Origin of the sequence: Prosthecodimorpha staleyi (assembly GCF_018729455.1) — a bacterium.
GTDB classification, from domain to species: domain Bacteria; phylum Pseudomonadota; class Alphaproteobacteria; order Rhizobiales; family Ancalomicrobiaceae; genus Prosthecodimorpha; species Prosthecodimorpha staleyi.
In genome coordinates, this window is sequence record NZ_JAHHZF010000004.1 from 126,437 (window position 1) to 145,403 (window position 18,967).

The 18,967-nt window shown below is 68.0% G+C and carries 21 protein-coding genes; 7 read left to right on the forward strand and 14 right to left on the reverse strand.

What is annotated here, in order from left to right:
• The first annotated feature begins 15 nt into the window (after positions 1–15).
• From KL771_RS08965 to KL771_RS08980, 4 genes are all read left to right on the forward strand, one after another.
• The gene (locus tag KL771_RS08965) at positions 16–555 is read left to right on the forward strand and encodes a prolyl-tRNA synthetase associated domain-containing protein (RefSeq protein WP_261968206.1); all 540 of its coding nucleotides are present in this window, start codon (positions 16–18) and stop codon (positions 553–555) included.
• Positions 556–889: 334 nt separating this feature from the next.
• Entirely contained in the window at positions 890–1,948 is a 1,059-nt protein-coding gene (trxA, locus tag KL771_RS08970) for a thioredoxin (protein ID WP_390866569.1), read from the forward strand.
• 223 nt (positions 1,949–2,171) lie between these two features.
• On the forward strand, positions 2,172–2,849 hold the full coding sequence (locus KL771_RS08975; protein WP_261968530.1) for an LON peptidase substrate-binding domain-containing protein: 678 nt from the start codon (positions 2,172–2,174) through the stop codon (positions 2,847–2,849).
• 5 nt (positions 2,850–2,854) lie between these two features.
• Positions 2,855–3,061, forward strand: coding sequence for a Trm112 family protein (locus KL771_RS08980; protein WP_140940012.1), 207 nt, complete (start codon positions 2,855–2,857; stop codon positions 3,059–3,061).
• 59 nt (positions 3,062–3,120) lie between these two features.
• On the opposite strand, the gene folD is transcribed toward KL771_RS08980, so the two are convergent.
• The 12 genes from folD to KL771_RS09040 all read right to left on the reverse strand — a co-directional run bounded on the left by folD (position 3,121) and on the right by KL771_RS09040 (position 13,281).
• Positions 3,121–4,044 carry a bifunctional methylenetetrahydrofolate dehydrogenase/methenyltetrahydrofolate cyclohydrolase FolD gene (gene folD / locus KL771_RS08985; RefSeq protein ID WP_261968207.1) on the reverse strand — a complete coding sequence of 308 codons (924 nt, stop codon included), beginning with the start codon at positions 4,042–4,044 and terminating at the stop codon, positions 3,121–3,123.
• Between the two features lie 133 nt (positions 4,045–4,177).
• Entirely contained in the window at positions 4,178–4,504 is a 327-nt protein-coding gene (locus KL771_RS08990; RefSeq protein WP_261968208.1) for a DUF167 family protein, read from the reverse strand.
• Entirely contained in the window at positions 4,501–4,788 is a 288-nt protein-coding gene (locus tag KL771_RS08995; RefSeq protein WP_261968209.1) for a YggT family protein, read from the reverse strand. The genes KL771_RS08990 and KL771_RS08995 overlap by 4 nt, the downstream gene beginning before the upstream one ends.
• Positions 4,789–4,954: 166 nt before the next feature.
• The gene (locus KL771_RS09000) at positions 4,955–5,446 is read right to left on the reverse strand and encodes a zinc ribbon domain-containing protein (RefSeq protein ID WP_261968210.1); all 492 of its coding nucleotides are present in this window, start codon (positions 5,444–5,446) and stop codon (positions 4,955–4,957) included.
• 86 nt (positions 5,447–5,532) lie between these two features.
• Complete coding sequence (gene ispG, locus KL771_RS09005; protein WP_261968211.1) at positions 5,533–6,780, reverse strand: flavodoxin-dependent (E)-4-hydroxy-3-methylbut-2-enyl-diphosphate synthase; 1,248 nt, start codon at positions 6,778–6,780, stop codon at positions 5,533–5,535.
• A 76-nt stretch (positions 6,781–6,856) separates the two neighbouring features.
• The gene (locus KL771_RS09010) at positions 6,857–8,143 is read right to left on the reverse strand and encodes a TRAP transporter large permease (protein ID WP_261968212.1); all 1,287 of its coding nucleotides are present in this window, start codon (positions 8,141–8,143) and stop codon (positions 6,857–6,859) included.
• On the reverse strand, positions 8,140–8,637 hold the full coding sequence (locus tag KL771_RS09015; RefSeq protein ID WP_261968213.1) for a TRAP transporter small permease: 498 nt from the start codon (positions 8,635–8,637) through the stop codon (positions 8,140–8,142). The genes KL771_RS09010 and KL771_RS09015 overlap by 4 nt, the downstream gene beginning before the upstream one ends.
• 188 nt (positions 8,638–8,825) lie before the next feature.
• Complete coding sequence (locus KL771_RS09020; RefSeq protein ID WP_261968214.1) at positions 8,826–9,827, reverse strand: sialic acid TRAP transporter substrate-binding protein SiaP; 1,002 nt, start codon at positions 9,825–9,827, stop codon at positions 8,826–8,828.
• Between the two features lie 72 nt (positions 9,828–9,899).
• Positions 9,900–10,574 (reverse strand): GntR family transcriptional regulator, encoded by a 675-nt coding sequence (locus tag KL771_RS09025; RefSeq protein WP_261968215.1) that lies wholly within the window; start codon positions 10,572–10,574, stop codon positions 9,900–9,902.
• A complete protein-coding gene (locus KL771_RS09030) occupies positions 10,571–11,461 on the reverse strand; it encodes a dihydrodipicolinate synthase family protein (RefSeq protein ID WP_261968216.1) in 891 nt (296 codons plus the stop codon). Before KL771_RS09030 ends, KL771_RS09025 begins: the two co-directional genes overlap by 4 nt.
• A 220-nt stretch (positions 11,462–11,681) precedes the next feature.
• Complete coding sequence (locus KL771_RS09035) at positions 11,682–12,398, reverse strand: outer membrane protein (RefSeq protein WP_261968217.1); 717 nt, start codon at positions 12,396–12,398, stop codon at positions 11,682–11,684.
• Positions 12,399–12,564: 166 nt separating this feature from the next.
• The gene (locus tag KL771_RS09040; protein ID WP_261968218.1) at positions 12,565–13,281 is read right to left on the reverse strand and encodes an outer membrane protein; all 717 of its coding nucleotides are present in this window, start codon (positions 13,279–13,281) and stop codon (positions 12,565–12,567) included.
• Positions 13,282–13,591: 310 nt separating this feature from the next.
• Between KL771_RS09040 and KL771_RS09045 the strand changes: the two genes are divergently transcribed.
• The 3 genes from KL771_RS09045 to KL771_RS09055 are packed head-to-tail and all read left to right on the forward strand — an operon-like array spanning position 13,592 to position 16,697.
• On the forward strand, positions 13,592–14,851 hold the full coding sequence (locus tag KL771_RS09045; RefSeq protein WP_261968531.1) for an aconitase X catalytic domain-containing protein: 1,260 nt from the start codon (positions 13,592–13,594) through the stop codon (positions 14,849–14,851).
• A complete protein-coding gene (locus KL771_RS09050; protein WP_261968219.1) occupies positions 14,848–15,276 on the forward strand; it encodes an aconitase X swivel domain-containing protein in 429 nt (142 codons plus the stop codon). Before KL771_RS09045 ends, KL771_RS09050 begins: the two co-directional genes overlap by 4 nt.
• A gap of 23 nt (positions 15,277–15,299) precedes the next feature.
• A complete protein-coding gene (locus KL771_RS09055; protein ID WP_261968532.1) occupies positions 15,300–16,697 on the forward strand; it encodes an MFS transporter in 1,398 nt (465 codons plus the stop codon).
• A 142-nt stretch (positions 16,698–16,839) separates the two neighbouring features.
• On the opposite strand, the gene KL771_RS09060 is transcribed toward KL771_RS09055, so the two are convergent.
• Positions 16,840–17,082 (reverse strand): hypothetical protein, encoded by a 243-nt coding sequence (locus KL771_RS09060; protein WP_261968220.1) that lies wholly within the window; start codon positions 17,080–17,082, stop codon positions 16,840–16,842.
• A gap of 158 nt (positions 17,083–17,240) precedes the next feature.
• Entirely contained in the window at positions 17,241–18,857 is a 1,617-nt protein-coding gene (gene purH, locus KL771_RS09065) for a bifunctional phosphoribosylaminoimidazolecarboxamide formyltransferase/IMP cyclohydrolase (protein WP_261968221.1), read from the reverse strand.
• Positions 18,858–18,967 lie beyond the last annotated feature (110 nt).

The following is an 18,967-nucleotide window of genomic DNA, read 5'->3' on the forward strand; positions in this document are numbered from 1 at the left end:
AATCATGAGCCCCCCATGCCCCTGACCCGCGCCGACCTGATGCGCCGCTTTGACGACCTCGGCATCAAGACCGAGACCGTCGAGCACGAGGCCTTCTTCACCGTGGCCGAGAGCCGGCAGGGCAAGGGAAGCATTCCCGGCGGGCACACCAAGAACCTGTTCCTGAAGGACAAGAAGGATCGCGTCTTCCTGGTCGTCGCCGAGGCGGACGCGGCCATCGATCTGAAGAAGATCCATGAGAAGATCGGTGCATCCGGCCGCGTCACATTCGGCAAGCCCGAGCTGCTGATGGAACTGCTCGGCGTCATCCCAGGCTCGGTCACGCCCTTCGGGCTGATCAACGATACGCAGGGCCGCGTCACCGTGGTCCTCGATCAGCCGATGCTCGACCACGAGATTCTGAACTATCATCCGCTGGAGAATACCGCGACCACATCGATCCGGCGTGAGGACCTGCTCGCCTTCATCCGCGCGACCGGACATGATCCGCAGGTCGTCGCGGTGTCGCACGGCAAGCTCGATCTCGACGCCCTCGAGGCTGCCGCGACCGATTGAGTGCGGTTCCCGCGCGCGCCGGAATTGCCATGACGAAGGTTCGTCACCATGTTATTGCGCGACCGAGGCTGCCCGGGGACCGGGCGGGACGCCCTCGGCCGCCAGACGAGCCGCCGGATCGGAGCCGGGCATGGCGACGGCGGCGGGCTGGAGCGACCGACGGCACCGGATGCGGCCGGCAGGCATCCCCTGGCCCCGATCGTCATGGATCGGGGCGCGCGGGACGCCAAGGCGAATGGACACGGCGCTGACGCGCCGGTCGGTATGGATTGGGCGCGACAGCGCCGGTTGGTATGGATTGGGCGCGACAGCGCCCTGGCGACGGGACAGGACCATGAGCGGACCCAGCTTCTCCTTCGGCAACCAGTTCAGCGGCCGCCCCGCGGCCCAGCCGGCAGAGGCCCAACCGGCAGCTGGCGCGGCGCCTGCCGGCCGCCCGGCTTCGGGAGGTGTGACCGCGTCCTTCGGCGCAGCCCCGGTCCCTCCGGTCGGCGGCGCCATGCCGGCCCCCGCCGCCAAGGGCGACGATCTCATCAAGGAGACCACGACGCGCGACTTCATGCGTGACGTGATCGAGGCCTCGCGCCAGGTCCCCGTGCTGGTCGATTTCTGGGCCGAGTGGTGCGGCCCCTGCAAGCAGCTGACGCCGGTCATCGAGAAGGTCGTGCGCAATGCCAAGGGCAAGGTGCGGCTGGTCAAGATGAACATCGACCACCATCCGGAGGTCGCCGGCCAGCTGGGCATCCGCTCGATCCCGGCCGTGATCGCGTTCAAGAACGGCCAGCCGCTCGACGGCTTCATGGGCGCCGTGCCGGAGAGCCAGATCCAGAGCTTCATCGAACGCATCGCCGGACCGGTCGGCCCGTCCGATGCCGAGACGCTTCTGGCCGAGGCCGAAGCGGCGCTGGCGGCGGGCGACCTGCAGGGCGCGGCCGATCTCTTCGCCGCCGTGCGCGAGATGGAGCCCGACAATCTGGCCGGTCTCGCCGGTCTGGTCCGCACGCTCGTGGCCGCCAAGGAATTCGACGAGGCCCGCGCCCTGATCGCGACCGTCCCGGCGGCCAAGCAATCGGATCCGGCGGTCGCCGCCGCCCGGGCCCAGCTCGAACTGGCCGAGCAATCGGCCAAGCTCGGCGATTCCCTGGAACTGGAGGCGCGCCTCGCCAGCGACGCCAACGATCACGACGCGCGCTTCAATCTCGCCCTGATCCTCAACGCCCACGACAAGCGCGAGGCGGCGGTCGATCATCTGGTCGAGATCGTCCGTCGTAAGCGGGACTGGAACGAGGAAGCCGCACGCAAGCAGTTGCTGCAGTTCTTCGATGCCTGGGGTCCGAAGGACGAGATGACCCTCTACGGCCGGCGCCGCCTCTCCTCGGTGCTGTTCGCCTGAGGAGGCCATCGAACCGGCGGACCTTGTCTCCGGCGCGAACGGGTTCGCATGGTCCGAACCGCGCCATCGCAGGCCGGAGCGGCCGCCAAGGGGTTCGATCGAGACGGATGGTTCCGTTCCGTCTCGTGACTCCGAACCGCTCACTTTTTCATTGCGTGGCCAAACTCTGACATTTGCAGGACGCAAGTATCAGAGTTTGACCATGAGGGAGGCAACCATGACGCTGGCAGGCAACCGGACCTATCGCGGCCCGGACGACATCCCGGTCGTGGTGCCGGTCTTCCCGCTGCCGGCCGCGCTGCTGCTGCCGCGCGGGCAGTTGCCGCTCAACATCTTCGAACCGCGCTACCTGGCCATGGTCGACGCGGCCCTGCGCGGCGACCGGATCATCGGTATGGTCCAGCCGCGCTTCGACCATGGGTCGGTCGATCTCACCGGCCGGCCGGCGCTGTGCGACGTCGGCTGTCTTGGCCGGATCACGCAGTTCGCCGAGACCGGCGACGGTCGCATCCTGCTGACCCTGTCGGGGATCGTCCGCTTCTCGGTCTCGGAAGAATTGGCGACCACCACGCCCTATCGCCAGGTGCGCATCGCGACCGAGCCCTTCGCCGAGGATTTCGAGGCCAATCGCGGCGAGGCCGAGGTCGACCGCAAGGCGCTGATGAGCGTGTTCCGCGCCTATCTGGAGGCCAACAATCTGGAGGCCGACTGGGCCAGCTTCGATCAGGCGCCGACCGAGGCGCTGGTCAACACGCTGTCGATGATGGCGCCCTACGGCCCGGCCGAAAAGCAGGCGCTTCTGCAGGCCACCGACCTGAAGACGCGCGCCGAGATGCTGATCGCATTGACCGAGCGAACCCTGACCGGCGAGCCGGGCCGGCCGCGCAGCCCGCTGCAGTAGAGCCCATGACCGAAAAGCGCCCCGTCGAAGACCGCCAGAAAGGCCGGATCGACCCGAAGCTCCTGGAGCTCCTGGTCTGTCCGCTGACCAAGACCACGCTCGAATACGACGCCGAGCGCCAGGAACTGATCTCGCGCGCCGCCCGGCTCGCCTACCCGATCCGCGACGGCATCCCGATCATGCTGCCGGACGAGGCGCGCGCGCTGGATTGAGGCCGGGGACGGGCCGGAGCGCCGAACGCACCCGACCCGTCTTTCCGAACCCTACATCGTCAGCGGAACAGATCCCGGTCGATCTCGGCGAAATAGGCCGGGGCGGCGAGGCCGCGGCGCTGGCAGGCGGCGATCAGGGTGTTGCCGAGCAGGGTCGCGATGGTCATCGGCCCGACGCCGCCCGGCACCGGCGTGATCGCGCCGGCGACTTCGGCCGCCGCCGCATAGTCGACATCGCCGACCAGCTTGGTCTTGCCCTCGCCCTTCTCCGGTGCCGGGACGCGGTTGATGCCGACATCGATCACCGTCGCACCCGGCTTGACCCAGTCGCCCTTGACGAATTCCGGAATGCCGACCGCGGCGACCAGGATGTCGGCGCGGCGGCACACCGCCGGCAGGTCCTGAGTGCGGGAATGGGCGATGGTGACCGTGCAGTTGGCCTTCAGGAGCAGTTGCGCCATCGGCTTGCCGACGATGTTGGAGCGGCCGACCACGACCGCCTCCTTGCCGGCGAGCTTGCCGAGGGTCGCCCGCAGGAGGATCATCGAGCCATAGGGCGTGCACGGCACCAGGCTCCACTGGCCGGTGGCGAGCTTGCCGACATTGACGACGTGGAAGCCGTCGACATCCTTTTCGGGCGCGATCGCCTCCAGGACCTTGGCGGAATCGATGTGCTTGGGCAGCGGCAGCTGAACCAGGATGCCGTCCACCGCCGGATCGGCATTGAGCTTTCCGATCAGGGCGAGCAGATCGGCCTCGGTCGTGGCCACGTCGAGCTTGTGCTCGATCGAGTTCATGCCGACCTCGACCGTCTGCTTGGCCTTCGAGCTGACATAGACCTTGCTGGCCGGATCCTCGCCGACCAGCACCACCGCCAGACCGGGCACGAAACCGTGGTCGGCCTTGAGCCGCGCCACCTCGCCGGCGACCGCCGCGCGCAGCGCCTCGGCCTGGGCCTTGCCGTCGATGATCTGTGCCGTCATGAACCTCTCCCCCATCGGCCGCGCACGGCACCGGGCCGCGTCGGGCGCAAAATCCGTCGGCCGGGCCCGTGCGGGCTCCGGCAGCCTCATCCCTGCGATCGTTCGAGATGACTGGTATTTGGTATACCAGAACTCAACCGTGATCGACCAGTCGTTCGATGGCGGCGGAGAGCTCGGACGGATCACCCTCGATACGAAGGATCTTCGTGCGGGACGTCGGCCCCGAAACGACCGCGACCTTGCTCTTCGCGACGCCGAGCGACTTGGCGACCAGTCCCTCCAGCGCCACGTTGGCGGCCCCCTTCTCGGGGATGGCCCGGACATGGACGGCGAGCACGGTCTCTCCGCTCGACAGCACTTCGAACGCGCCGACCTTATCGCGACCGGCGCGCGGGGTCAGCCGGACGCGCAGTCGCACCGCACCCGTCTCGGCCTTGACCGCGTCGCCGGCGCCGCTCACGGCACGAAGCGGAACAGGTAGATCAGGTATTCGCGGATCAGGTAGAGGCCGAGGATGACCAGGATCGGCGCGATGTCGATGCCGCCGAGATTGGGCAGGAACCGCCGGATGCGCGCGAACAGCGGTTCGGTCGCCCGGTAGAGGAAGTTGCTGATCGTATCGACCAACTGATTGCGCGAATTGACGATGTTGAAGGCATAGAGCCAGGAGAAGACCACCGCGAGGATGACGATCCACCAATAGATATCGATCGCGAAAATCAGAACCTTGACGAGGGGCTGCATGGACGATCCCTGGGGCGGCGCTTCACGGGAGAGACGGGCCGGCCGGCGCGACCCGACGGGCTCCCCCCATGTAAAGCGCAGGCCCCGCGGCGACAAGAGGACGCGGCCGGACGGCGGGCCGGCATGGTTGATGCGGCGAGGGCGTGCGACAGCGGCTTGCGCGATCTCAGCCGCGCCTTTGTGCCGCCTTGGCGATCGCCTTCGCGGTCGACAGATCGCGCGTGATCTTCCCGTCGACATGGTACATTCCGGTTGCATCGCGGACGATCTCAGGCTCCGAAACCGGAAGGGGCGGCGGCGCGAGCAGCGGCCGGTCGCTCTTCGTCGACGGGCCGTCAGAGTCCGGCATGTCGCTTGGTGCGTTCGATTCGCTCGCAGGCTCGAAGATGTGGCCGCAGTGCCGGCAGACCGTGGCACGCAACTTCACCGTTTCGGCACATCTGGGGCATTCCTTGAGATCGGCTTGCTCCTGCCGCCGCTGCGCCTGCAACTGCTTCGCCAGATCGGCCTTCAAGTTCGACTGGAACAGGAGAATGATCAGCCCGATCGCCGGAAACAGCGTGCAGACCACGAACCAAATCAGGGGATTCCTGCCTTTACCCGAGGCGATGCCGGCACCCAGAATTCCGAAAATGATAGCGAAAATCAGAATCGGCATATCGGCTGCCTCCGGGCTCAACGCCAGGAGAATACAATCTATAGTAATTTTTAGTCAATATAGACAATCAGAAGCTATACCAATCGCTACTCCGCCGCCTTGGCTCCCGAGCCGAAGCGCCGCTCGACATAGTCCTCGACGATGCGCGTGAAGGCCTCGGCGATGCCGGGGCCGCGCAGCGTCATGGCCTTCTTGCCGTCGATGAAGACCGGCGCCGACGGGGTCTCGCCGGTACCGGGCAGCGAGATGCCGATATCGGCATGCTTGGATTCGCCCGGCCCGTTGACGATGCAACCCATCACGGCGAGGTTGAGCGCCTCGACGCCGGGATATTTCTCGCGCCAGGCCGGCATCGACCGGCGGATGTGGTCCTGGATGTCGCGGGCGAGTTCCTGGAACACGGTCGAGGTGGTCCGCCCGCAGCCCGGGCAGGCGGCGACGATCGGGATGAAGGCGCGGAAGCCCATCGTCTGCAGCAGTTCCTGCGCGGCGACGACCTCGCGGGTGCGGTCGCCGCCCGGTTCCGGGGTCAGCGAATAGCGGATCGTGTCGCCGATGCCCTGCTGCAGCAGGATGCCCATGGCGGCCGAGGAGGCGACCAGGCCCTTGGAGCCCATGCCGGCCTCGGTCAGGCCGAGATGCAGGGCATAGTCGCAGCGCCGGGCGAGTTCGCCGTAGACGGCGATCAGATCCTGCACCTGGCTGACCTTGGCGGAGATGATGATCCGGTCGCGCGGCAGGCCGATTTCCTCGGCGCGCGCGGCGGACAGGAGGCCCGACTGGACGATCGCCTCGTGCATCACCTCGCGCGCCGTCCGCGGGCTACCGGCGGCGGCATTCTCGTCCATCAACCGGGTCAGCAGGTCCTGGTCGAGCGAGCCCCAGTTGACGCCGATCCGGACCGGCTTGCCGTATTGGAGCGCCTTCTCGACGATGGCGCCGAACTGCCCGTCGCGCTTGTCCTTGAAGCCGACATTGCCGGGATTGATCCGATACTTGTCGAGCGCCTCGGCGCAGGCCGGATGGTCGGCCAGCAGCGTATGGCCGATATAGTGGAAGTCGCCGACCAGCGGCACGCGGATGCCGCGGCGGGCGAGCCGATCGCGGATATGCGGCACGGCGGCGGCGGCCTCGTCGCGATCGACCGTGATGCGCACCAGTTCGGAGCCGGCGCGGGCGAGATCCGCCACCTGGGCGGTGGTCGCCTCGATGTCGGCCGTGTCGGTGTTGGTCATCGACTGGACGACGATCGGCGCCGAGCCGCCGACCACGATCCCGCCGACGGAGACGGGAACGGAACGGCGGCGCGGCTGCGGCGCGAAGGGGCTGGTCATCGGCGATGGTCCTCGGCTCGTCCGCCCGAGATGGGACGAGCCGACCGTCATCGTCAAGGGCCAACCCGCGCCCCGCTCAGTGCCCGAGCACCAGGCGCGGCAGCCATGTCGTCAGCGGCGGCCAGAAGGTGACCGCCGCCAGCACGGCGATCAGCGGGATCAGCCAGGGGACGATGGCGCGGCTCATCGCCTCGAAGCTGATATTGGCGACCCGGCAGGTGACGAACAGCACCACCCCGACCGGCGGCGTCACCGTGCCGATCATCAGGTTGAGGACGAAGATCAGGCCGAACTGGATCGGGTCGATGCCGAACTGCGCCGCCGCCGGCGTCAGGATCGGGATCAGGATCAGCATGGCGGCGAGCGCCTCCATGAAGCAGCCGACGACCAGCAGCAGGATGTTGACGACCAGCAGGAACATCATCGGATTGCCGACGAGATCGACGATCATCGGACCGGCCGTCTGCGGGATGCGCGAGATCGACAGGCACCAGGCGAGCGCTCCGGCGGTCATCACCAGCGCCAGCACGATACCGGTCGTTTCGACCGTCTCGACGACAATGCGCGGCAGGTCGGACAGGCGGAAATCGCGGTAGACGACGAGGCCGAGAAACAGGGCGTAGACGGTCGCCACGCCGGCCGCCTCGGTCGGCGTGAACAGGCCGCCCATCATGCCGCCGAACAGGATGACCGGGGTCATCAGCGCCCAGTGGGCCCGCCGGTAAGCGTGCCAGACCGCGCCGAGGCTCGGAAAGGGATGGCGCGGCAGGTTGCGGCGGCGGGCGACCTCGGAGACCATCAGCATCAGCGCCACGGCCATCAGGAGGCCCGGAATGACGCCGGCCAGGAACAGGCCGCCGATCGAGACATCGGCCGAGACGCCGTAGACCACCATCGGCAGCGAGGGCGGGATGATCGGCCCGATGGTCGCCGAGGCCGCCGTGATCGCCGCGGCGGTCTCCGGATCGTAGCCCTCGTCCTTCATGGCCTTGATCTCGAGCGTGCCGACGCCGCCGGCATCGGCCACCGCCGAGCCGGACATGCCGGCGAAGATCACCGAGGCCAGGATGTTGGCGTGGCACAGGCCGCCGCGCAGCCAGCCGACGCAGACGGTGGCGAAGCCGAAGATGCGCTCGGTGATGCCGGCCGAGTTCAGGATGTTGCCCATCAGGATGAACAGCGGCGCGGCCAGGAGCGGGAAGGAATTGGCCGCCTGGGCGATTTTCTGCGGCACGATCGAGGCCGTGAAGCCACCGAGATAGACGAAGGCATAGGCGGCCAGGCCCATCGAGGCATAGAGCGGCACGCCCATCAGCAGCGCGGCGAACCAGACCGCCAGGATGCCGAACATCATCGCGGTCATGACAGCGCCTCCGCGGAGGCCTGGGCGCGCCGCGCCCGGCCGGCCAAGGCATCGAAGAGGTCGGCCAGCGCCTGCAGGGCGACCACGGCGCCTGCGAAGGGCAGCGGCACGTAGAGGATCGCGGTCGGCACCGGCAGGCTGACGGCCTCCACGTCCCAGGTCCGGCCGATCAGCGTGTAGCCGTGCACCGCCATGCCGACGCCGAGGGCGACGACGCCGGCCTGGGTCACGACCTCCAGCGTCCGCTGCAGCACGATCGGAAGGCGGCTGGAGAAGACGTCAATGCGGATATGGCCGTTGCGGCGCGTGCCGATCACCCAGCCGACGAAGCCGGTCCAGACCAGCAGGTACTGCGCCACCTCGTCCGACCAGGCCAGCGGATCACCGAGCTGGCGGAAGACCACGCCCAGCACCACGGCGGCGAGCAGAGACAGAAGCAACACCACGGCGGCCGCCTCGACGAGGCGATCCACGGCGCGGACGAGGAGGCGCATGGCGGCTCCCTTCGATGGGGCAAGGGTGCGGGGGCGTGGGTGGGGACCGGCGCGGATCTGAGCCCGGGCCGGCTGTCGTGCGGAAAAGTGGCGTGCGGACGAGTGTCGCGCGGACGCATGCCACGGGTCCCGGACGGTGGCGGGCCGTCGTCCGGGTCAGGCCGCGGATGCGGCGGTGGCAGGACCGATCAGAGCGCGAGCAGGCCGTCGAAGACGCCCTTGCCCCACTTCTCCTCGAATTTCGGCGGCACCTGCGCCAGGACCGGCTTGCGGAAGCTGTCCATGTCCGGCTCGATCACCGTCATGCCGCCGCTCTTCAGCGTGTCGACCAGCGAGGCCTCCTGGCCGGCCAGTTCCTTATCCTGCCAGGCGACCGCCGCCGCGATGGCAGCATCGAGCGCCGCCCGATCGGCCGCCGCGAGGCTCTTCAGGAAGTCCTCGTTGAAGATGACCAAACGCGGCGTGATGATGTGGCCGGTCAGCACGAGATATTTCTGCACCTCGTTCAGCTTGGCGCTGGCGATGGTCGGCAGCGGGTTCTCCTGGCCGTCGACCGCGCCCTGGCTCAGCGCCAGATAGAGTTCGTTGAAGGCGATCGGCGTCGCCTTCGCGCCCCAGGCCTCGGCCATGGCGCGGAAGGTGTCGACGGGCGGAACGCGCAACTTGAAGCCGGCCATGTCGGCAGCCGACTTGACGGCCTTCGACCCGGTCGTGATGTGGCGCTTGCCGTAATAGGTCACCGCCAGCATGCGCATGCCGCGCTTGGCGACCAGTTGTTCGTTCATCTGCCGGAACAGCGGCGTTGCGCCGAGCTTGGCCATATGGGCCGCGTCGCGCCACAGATAGGGCGCCTCGATCACCGAGAGCTGCGGCAGGAAGGCGCCGAGCGCGGCCGCGCCGTCGGTGGTCGCCGTCAGGGCGCCGGAGCCGACCGCCTCCATCATGTCCTTGCCGGTGCCGAGCTGGCCGCCCGGGAAGGTCTGGATTTCGAGCCGGCCACCGGTCTTGTCCTTCACCTCGGCGGCGATGCGCTCCAGCATGCGCACCTGCGGGTGATTGGCCGGCAGCAGATCGCCCCAGCGGATCACCGTCGGGGCCGCACGCGCGATCGCCGGCATGAACAGCCCGGCGCCGACGGCCGCGCTGCCGGCCATGATGCTGCGGCGGGAAAGCCTGAATTCTCGTGCCATGTGAAACCTCCCTTTTCGGCGGCCGTCTCGTGCGGCTTTGCCTCGTGTCGGGCATGGTGGCCCGGATCGCGATCAGAGATCCAGCGCCCTGTTGCGGGCATTGGTGATGTGGTCGGAAATCGCGGCCGCGGCGGCGGCCGGATCGCGCGCCTCGATGGCGGCGATCACTTTCAGGTGGTCGGCCATGACCGGCACGATCAGGTTCTCGTAGAGCCGGGTCTCGTCGCGCCGGATCAGCTTGATCTTGATCCAGTTGACCCGGTAGGCCTGCGAGACGATCGCATTGTCGAGATGGTCGATGATGGTCTGATGCAGCCGTCGGTCGACCTCTTCGGCATCGCGGACCAGATCCGGATCGCCGCCGGCCTTGGCTCGGGCGACGATCTCCTCATGCGCACGACGCAGCGCGGCGACCAGATCGGTGCTCGCCGCGGCGGCGAACAGCGCCGTCGCCTCACGCTCCAGGAACAGCCGGAATTGGAAGGCGTTGCGGATCAGGTCGATGTCGACATGGGCGACCTGCATGCCGCGCTGCGGCACGGTGGTGATCAGCCCCTCCGCCTCCAGCCGCGGGATCAGTTCGCGGATCGCGCCGAGCGGCAGGCCGGTGATCTCGACCAGTTCGCGCTGCGACACGAACTGGCCGGGCTTGATCTCGCGGGCGAGCAGCCGCTGCGTGAAGCTCGCATAGGCGAGATCGCGCAGCTTCGGCTCGCCGCCCTCCCGGGCCGGCCGCGGGCTTGTCATGCGGCCGCCTTGGCCAGAATGCCGTCGAAGGCCGCGACCAGTTCGGCACGCTCGGCCGGAGTCAGCGCCCTGAGCGGCGGACGCATCGGGCCGTAGCCGGTATCCTGGTAGACATGCCCGACCAGCGCCTTGGTGGCGGCCATCACCGGATGCTTGACGACTGCATCGACGATCCGGTTCACGTCCGGATTGTCGGCGCCGCCATAGATGACCGGGCGCAACATCTCGGGCGCGAAATTGGCGAAGCCGCAGATCGAACCGCTCGCCCCGGCGCGCACGGCGCGGGCCAGCAGGCGCTCGTCGCCGACCAGGATGTGCAGATCGGGATGCGCCGCCAGGAAGGCCTGTGTGCCCTCCCAGTTGGAGGCGGAATCCTTGACGGCCGCGATCACGCCCGGGAAGGCGGTCTTGAGCCGGCCGACCAGCTCGACCGAGAGGCCGACCGAGGTCATGAACGGGATGTGGTAGAGCACGATGCCGCGCGCCGCCGCGCCGAGGCCCTCGATGAAGGCCGAGAACCAGCGATACAGCGCCTCGTCGTCGACATTCTTGAAATAGAAGGGCGGCGCCACGAGCAGGCCGCGCATGCCGAGATCGAGCGCGATGCGCCCCTGCGTGATCGCATCATCCAGCACCGCCGAAGCGACGCCGGCATAGAGACGGCCGGGTTCGACGCCGCCCGCCACGACCGCACCGGCCATGCGCTCGCGCTCCAGGAGCCCGATCGCCGCGCCCTCGCCGGTCGTGCCGTAAAGCGTGACGGTGTCGCAGCCGCGTTCGATGACCCGGCGCGCATGGAAAGCGAGCCGCGGCAGATCGACCGCGCCGCTCTCGGCGAACGGGGTGACGAGCGCACAGGACAGGCCGAATTTCGACTTCTCGGACACGGGAAACTCCACTGCGAAGACAGTAACATGTTACTATCTTCGCAGTAAGGGTTTTCTCCGATGCCGTCAAGCCGGATATGCCGCAAAGGCGGGGGCCATCGGCTTTCGGTCAGCGCAGCGGCCGAGCCTAGTGGTCAAAGAGTTAGTGGTTCGGATTCACGCGACGGATGGGAACCATCCGTCTCGATCGAACCACTAGGCGGCACTGTCGGCACCCCGGTCAGAACCGGTAGTTGAGCCCGATCCGGCCGACCGTGGCCTTGGTCGCGACCTGCATCGTGTAGCCATAGGCGTTCTTGGCCGAGTCCTTGCCGAGGTCCATGTAAAGACCTTCGACCTTGACCGAGATCCGATCGGTCAGGGCATGCTCGATGCCGGCGCCCGCGACCCAACCCATGCGGCTGGAGCCGATATTCTTCCAGCTGTCGTCCGGATCGCCGGTTTCGGCCCAGGAATAGGCGGTCTTCGCCCAGGCCAGACCGCCGGTCATGTAGAACAGGGACTGGTCGAGCACCGCGCCGGCGCGCAGCCGTGCCGTACCGAAAGCCTCCATCTTCTTGGCGATCGTGACGTAGCCGCTTTCATAGCCGGTCTTCGCCTTCGTGCCGCTCCAGTTCAGGTCGGCCTCGGCGCCGACGAGCGTGTTGCAGAAGGTGTAGTTGTAACCGACCTGCACGCCGGCCGTTCCGCCGGTTTCTTTGTGGGCCATGCTGCCGCCGTACCAGTCGTAGTCGACATCGGTCCAGGTGCTGGCATGCTGCACGCCGCCGGCATTGACGCCCGCATAGAACCCCGAGAAGCGCGCCGCCGCGCAAGCCCCGGAAACCGACGGCGCCGCCACCGGGGCCCGCGCCGGGGCCAGCAGATCGGCGGCACTCGCGCTGCCGACGAAGCCGAACATTCCCGCCAGGACGGCGAAATTGACGAAATGTTTCAAGTGAACCTCCATTGAATTTCCGCGCTGAAGCGTCAGGCGTTGAGACGGAGACGAACCGACATCTTTCGGGACCGTACCGGCCATCCCACTGCGTCGAGCACTCGGATGGCCGACCCTGACCGGGAGGCCTTGCCACACCGCCAACGCCCAAAACCCATCAGACTTCTCAGTAGCGGACGTTGACACCGAGACGGGCGACCGCCGCGGTCGTGGCTACGTCCAACTTGTAGGTGACGTCATAGGGGTTGGTTCGGCCCGTCTTACTGCCGAGATCCATGTAAAGACCTTCCGCCTTGATGGAGATCTTGTCGGTCACAGCGTACTCGATGCCAGCACCGGCGACCCAGCCCACGCCGAGAGTATTGAGTTTCTTGAAATCGGCATCAGGAAACCAGTAGGTCTTGTTGAAATCCCAGCCACTCTTGATATCGCCCCAGGCCAGACCGCCCGTTCCGTAGAGCAGGAAATTGTCGACGGCGAATCCGGCCCGCAGTCGAGCGGTTCCGAACCAATCGATCGACGACGACTGAGTGGAATAGGTGGTAAAGTTCTTCTTGCTGCTGGCATTCGCCCAGTTGGCGTCGACTTCAAAGCCGACGAGCGTATTGCAGAATACGTAGTTGTAGCCAGCCTGAACACCGGCCGTCGCACCCTGCGCGCTGTAAGACTTCGTACCGCCGTACCAGAAATAGTCGACATCTGTGAAGTCGCTTTTCTGAACCATGCCGCCGGCATTCACGCCGGCATAGAAGCCGCCGAAGCGGGCCGCCGCGCAGGCGGGGGTCGCCGACGCCGTCTTCGTGAAGAGATCGACCGCCCCAGCCGCGTCGGAGAGGATCATCGCCGCGGCCGCAGTGACCAAGAAAGTGGACAGTCTATTCATTCTAGCCTCCATATTTGATCACATTCGTATATATTAAACCGTCGACATCTTACGGTATCCGGTTCTGTTGAACAATGATTTGTGATCGATGGACGTTCAATATTAGGCATTGTTACTCACTGTTAGTGGGATCCTGTGTGGCATTTTTGATTTTTCTGTTTTTATTTGTTTACATTTTCGCACTTCGGCTGCTTGCGGGTTTACAGTTACAGCAAGCCCCGAGTTCGCTCTTGCCCACCTTCCGGCGCGAGGCCAGGATGGATGCCGCCCGTCGCACCATGCCTCCCTGACCGCGAGTCACCCCCTGTCGATCGAGACCGACCTCGCCCCCCATCTCGCCGGCACCCGCGGGCCGGCCGCGGCAACCGCCGCGCGCATCCTGGCCGAGACGGCCCGGCTGCTCGGCACCGATCGCCTGGTGCCCGTGGTGTCCGCCCATATCGACGGCTGCCTGTTCCATGGCGATGCGGGCGTGCTGTTCGCCGAGACGCTGGTTGCGGGAGGCGGACAGGTGGCCATCCCGACCACCCTCAATGTCGGCGCGCTCGACCTGATTCATGCCGGCCGCGTCCGCTTCGCCCCCCATCAGCAGCGGATGGCCGAGCGCATGGTCGCCGCCTACGAAGCACTCGGCTGCCGGCCGACCTGGACCTGTGCGCCCTATCAGGCCGGGCACCGTCCGGGGCTCGGCGACCATGTCGCCTGGGGCGAATCGAACGCGGTCGCCTTCGCCAACTCGGTGCTCGGCGCGCGCACCAACCGGCTCGGCGACTTTCTCGACATTTGCTGCGCCCTGACCGGCTTCGCGCCCGAGACCGGGCTGCATCTCGACCGCAACCGCATCGGCCGCGTCGTCTTCGACGTGTCCGGTCTGTCCGAACGGCTGAAGGCCGAGGAGGCCTTCTACCCGGTGCTCGGCAGCCTGGTCGGCAGCCTTTGCGGCGAGGCGGTGCCGGTCGTGGCCGGCCTGCCGCCGGGTGTCGACGAGGACCGGCTGAAGGCCTTCGGGGCGGCGGCCGCCTCGTCGGGCGCGGTCGCCCTGTTCCATATCGTCGGATCGACCCCGGAGGCGCCGAGCCTCGCGGCCGCGCTCGGCGGCCTCGAGCCGGCCGAGACCATCGTGGTGACGCCGGCGCTGGTGCGCGAGGCGCGCGACCGTCTGACCACCGCCGACCGGGCCGCCGAGCCGGACGCCATCGCGATCGGCAGCCCGCATCTCTCCTTCGAGGAACTCGCCGCGCTGGAACGCGGTCTCGCCGGCCGCCGTGCCCGGCTGCCGATCTATGCCTGCACCAGCCGCTTCGTCTGGCAGGTGCTGCAGGAGGAGGGCCGCGCCGCGACCCTGGAGGCGGCCGGCGTGGTGCCGATCGTCGACACCTGCGTGGTGGTCGCCCCGATCCTGCCGGAGGCGACCTTCGACCGGCCGAAAGTGCTGATGACCAATTCCGGCAAATTCGCCCACTACGCCCCCGGCAATACCGGCTGGGCGACGCTCTACGGTTCGCTCGCCGACTGCGTCGAGACCGCCGTCGCCGGCCGCCTGAGGCGCGACGAGGGGGCCTGGGCATGACCGACACGCCGGTCGCCACCGTCCTGGTCCCCGGCCCGGCCGTCTCCGGACCGATCCTGCACCTGACCGAACCGCTCAGCTTCTGGGGCGGTGTCGATCCGGTGACCGGCCGGATCACCGACATCCGCCATCCCGAGCACGGGCAGTGCGTCGCCGGCACCGTCCTGCTGGTGCCGGAGACCCGCGGCTCGTCCTCGTCGAGCTCGATCATGCTCGAACTGATCCGCGCCGGCGCCGCGCCCGCCGCCCTGGTGCTCGATCGGGTCGACGCGATCCTCGTGCTCGGCATTCTGGTCGCCCGGGAAATGGGCCTCGCCCATCCGCCGGCCTATCGCCTGCCGCGCGCCGCCATGGCAGAACTCGCCGGCCGCGCCGCCCTGGACGGGCAAGGCCGCATCACCCGTCTCGACGACCTTCCGGAGTAGCCGACGTGACCCAACCCGCCCCGATGGCTGCCGCGGAGGCCGATGGCGATCGCGCCCCATCACGACATGCCGGCCCGGCCGGCATCGCCGGCTGGGCGCTGTTCGACTGGTCGATGCAGCCCTTCTTCACGCTGGTCACGACCTTCGTGTTCGGTCCCTTCTTCGCCGCCCGCATCGCCGCCTCGGCTGCCGACGGCCAGGCGCTGTGGGGCTATGCGACCGCGGCGGCCGGGCTGGTCATCGCATTGATGTCGCCGGTGCTCGGCGCCGTCGCCGATGCCAGCGGCCGCCGCAAGCCGTGGGTGATGGCCTTCGGGCTCATGATGGCGGTCGGCGCCACCGCGCTCTGGTGGGCGGTGCCGGGCACACCGGGCGCGGTCGCGATCGGCCTGATCGGCTTCGCGATCGGCACCATCGGGGCGGAATTCGCGACCGTCTTCAACAATGCCATGATGCCCGGGCTGGTGCCAAAGGAACGGCTCGGCCGCCTCTCCGGCCTCGGCTGGGCCTGCGGCTATGTCGGCGGGCTCATCAGCCTGGTGCTGACGCTGGGCTTCCTGTCGGCCAGCCCGGAGACCGGCCGCACCCTGCTCGGCTTCCTGCCGCTGTTCGGGCTCGATCCGGCCACCGGCGCCGGCGACCGGGCGACCGGCCCGCTCTCCGCCGTCTGGTTCTTCGTCTTCGTCCTGCCGATGCTGCTGTTCACGCCCGACCGGCCCTCGACCGGGCTCCGTTTGCGGACGGCGATCCGGCGCGGCCTCGCCGGACTGCGCGTCACGCTCGCCGCCCTGCGCCGCGAGGAGCGCAACCTGATGCGCTTCCTGATCGCCAACATGATCTATACCGACGGCCTCGCCGCCCTGTTCGCCTTCGGCGGCATCTACGCGGCCGGCGTGTTCGGCTGGACGACGATCGAAATCGGCATCTTCGGCATCCTGTTGACAATCACCGGCACGATCGGCGCCTGGCTCGGCGGCCGCCTCGACGACCGGCTCGGCTCGAAGGCCGTGGTCGCCGGCGCCCTCACGGTCCTGATCGCCGCCACGATTCTGATCGTCTCGATCGACGGCGGTCACATCCTGTTCGTGCTGCCCGCCGCCGGCCCGGTCCCGGGCGACGGGCTGTTCGCCTCCACGCCCGAGCGGCTCTATGTGGCGCTCGGCTGCGTGATCGGCCTGGTCTCGGGCCCGATGCAGGCCGGCTCGCGCACGCTGCTCGCTCATCTGGCCCCGGCCGAGCGGATCGGCCAGTTCTACGGATTGTTCGCGCTGTCCGGCAAGGTGACGAGCTTCGCAGGCCCTCTGGCCGTCGCCTTCGTCACCGACATCTCGGAAAGCCAGCGCGCCGGCGCCTCGGTCCTGCTCGCCTTCTTCGCCGTCGGCCTCTGGCTCCTTGCCGGCACCGCGGCGCGGCGGACGTAGCATCGGTCGGGATCCGGCCCGACCATCGGCGGCAGGGACTGGACCCTGCTGAAAATAAAACCGGGGCGCAGGGGCCCCGGTCGGTCGTCACAGCCATATGGAACCGCCGGTTCGGTCGTCTCCGACCGGACGGCCTGCCGGCTCAGTGCCAGTAGCAATGCTTGCGATGATGGCGCCAATAGCAGTGCTTGTGACCGCGAATGCGCGGGCCGCCCACATAGGCGCCGATCGCGCCGCCGACGATCGCACCGGGCGGGCCGGCAACCACCGCGCCGACGCCGCCGCCGATGGCCGCACCGGTCAGGGTCCGTTCGGAATGGGCCGACGCGGCCGAAGTCATCGCGATCGAGGCCGCGAGCGCCGCGGCAGCGAAAAGAACACGCATGAGAGGCTCCTGTCGAGATCGTTTCCTGTCCATGGGTAACGCACCGTCCTGGGCGGAGTTCCCCGCGTTTCGGCACTTGGACCCACAAACGATAGCCTGACAGTTGCCGCCACGCCAGCCACCGCGCGAACGACGGCATGGGACGGTCCGGATCGGCCTCAATGGCGGAAGTGGCGCATGCCCGTGAAGGCCATGGCGATGCCGGCCTTGTCGGCCGCCTCGATCACCTCGTTGTCGCGCATCGAGCCACCCGGCTGGATGACCGCGGTCGCGCCGGCGGCGACGATCGTCTCCAGCCCGTCGGCAAAGGGGAAGAAGGCATCGGACGCCGCGACCGACCCGTCCGTCAGCGGCCGGTCCGACCCGGCGGCCTTGGCGGCCTCGGTCGCCTTGGAGACGGCGATGCGGGCGGAATCGACCCGGCTCATCTGGCCCGCACCAATGCCGACCGTGGCGCCGTCCTTGACGAACACGATGGCGTTCGACTTGACGTGCTTGACCACCCGGAACGCGAAGGCCATGTCCTTCTCTTCGTTGCCGGTCGGCTGGCGCCGGGTCTTCACCTCCAGGTCGATGTCGTCGACCGTGCCGTAGTCGCGCGTCTGGGCCAGGAAGCCGCCGGCGACCGTCTTCACCGTCAGCCCCATCTCGGCCGGCTTGGGCAGGCCGCCGGCCAGCAGAAGGCGGAGATTCTTCTTCGCCGCCACGATCGCCTTGGCCTCGTCGGTGGCATCGGGGGCGATGATCACCTCGGTGAAGATCTTGACGATCTCCTCGGCGGCTTCGGCGTCGAGCGTCCGGTTCAGCGCCACGATGCCGCCGAAGGCGGACACCGGATCGCAGGCCAGCGCCTTCAGATAGGCGTCCTTCAGGGTCTTCGCCTCCGCCACGCCGCACGGATTGGCATGCTTGATGATGGCGACCGCAGCGGTCCGCTTCGGGTCGAATTCCGCGACCAGCTCATAGGCCGCGTCGGTATCGTTGATGTTGTTGTAGGAGAGCGTCTTGCCCTGCAGCTGGACGGCCGTGGTGACGCCGAAGCGCTTCTCGCCGGTCCGGTAGAAAGCCGCGAGCTGGTGCGGGTTCTCGCCGTAGCGCATCACCTCGACCAGTTCGCCGCCGATCGCGCGATAGCGCGGGTTCGGTTCGCCGAGCTGGTCGGCGAGCCAATTGGAGACCGCCGCGTCATAGGTGGCGGTCCGGCCATAGGCGGCGAGCGCCAGCTTCTTGCGCAGGCGCAGGGTCGTCGTCCCGCCGCCGGCCTCGATCGCCGCAAGCACGTCCGCATATTGCGCCGGGTCGACCACCACCGCCACATAGGCATGGTTCTTGGCCGCCGCGCGGATCATGGCCGGCCCGCCGATATCGATATTCTCGATCGCGGTCGCCCAGTCGCCGGTCCGCGCGATCGTCTCCTGGAACGGATAGAGATTGACGACCAGGAGGTCGATCGCCCCGATGCCATGCTCGGCCATGGCGGCGGCATGGCCCTCGTCGTCGCGGATGCCGAGCAGGCCGCCATGGACCCCGGGATGCAGCGTCTTGACGCGCCCGTCCATGATCTCGGGGAAACCGGTCACCTCGGACACGTCCTTGACGGCGAGGCCGGCCGCCGCGATCGCCTTGGCGGTGCCACCGGTGGAGATCAGTTCGACGCCGCGGGCGGCGAGCGCCGTCGCCAGATCGATCAGGCCGGTCTTGTCGGAAACCGACAGCAGGGCGCGACGGACGGCGACCTGATCGGGCGCGGCGATGGACTTGGGCGCAACGGACATGGCGAACCTCGGACAGGCCGGGAAACCCCGGGAATGACGGGAATTGCGCGCCCGATAGCACGAAACCGACAGGGGGCAAACCCGGCGAAAGCCGGATGGCGGCCGGCTGC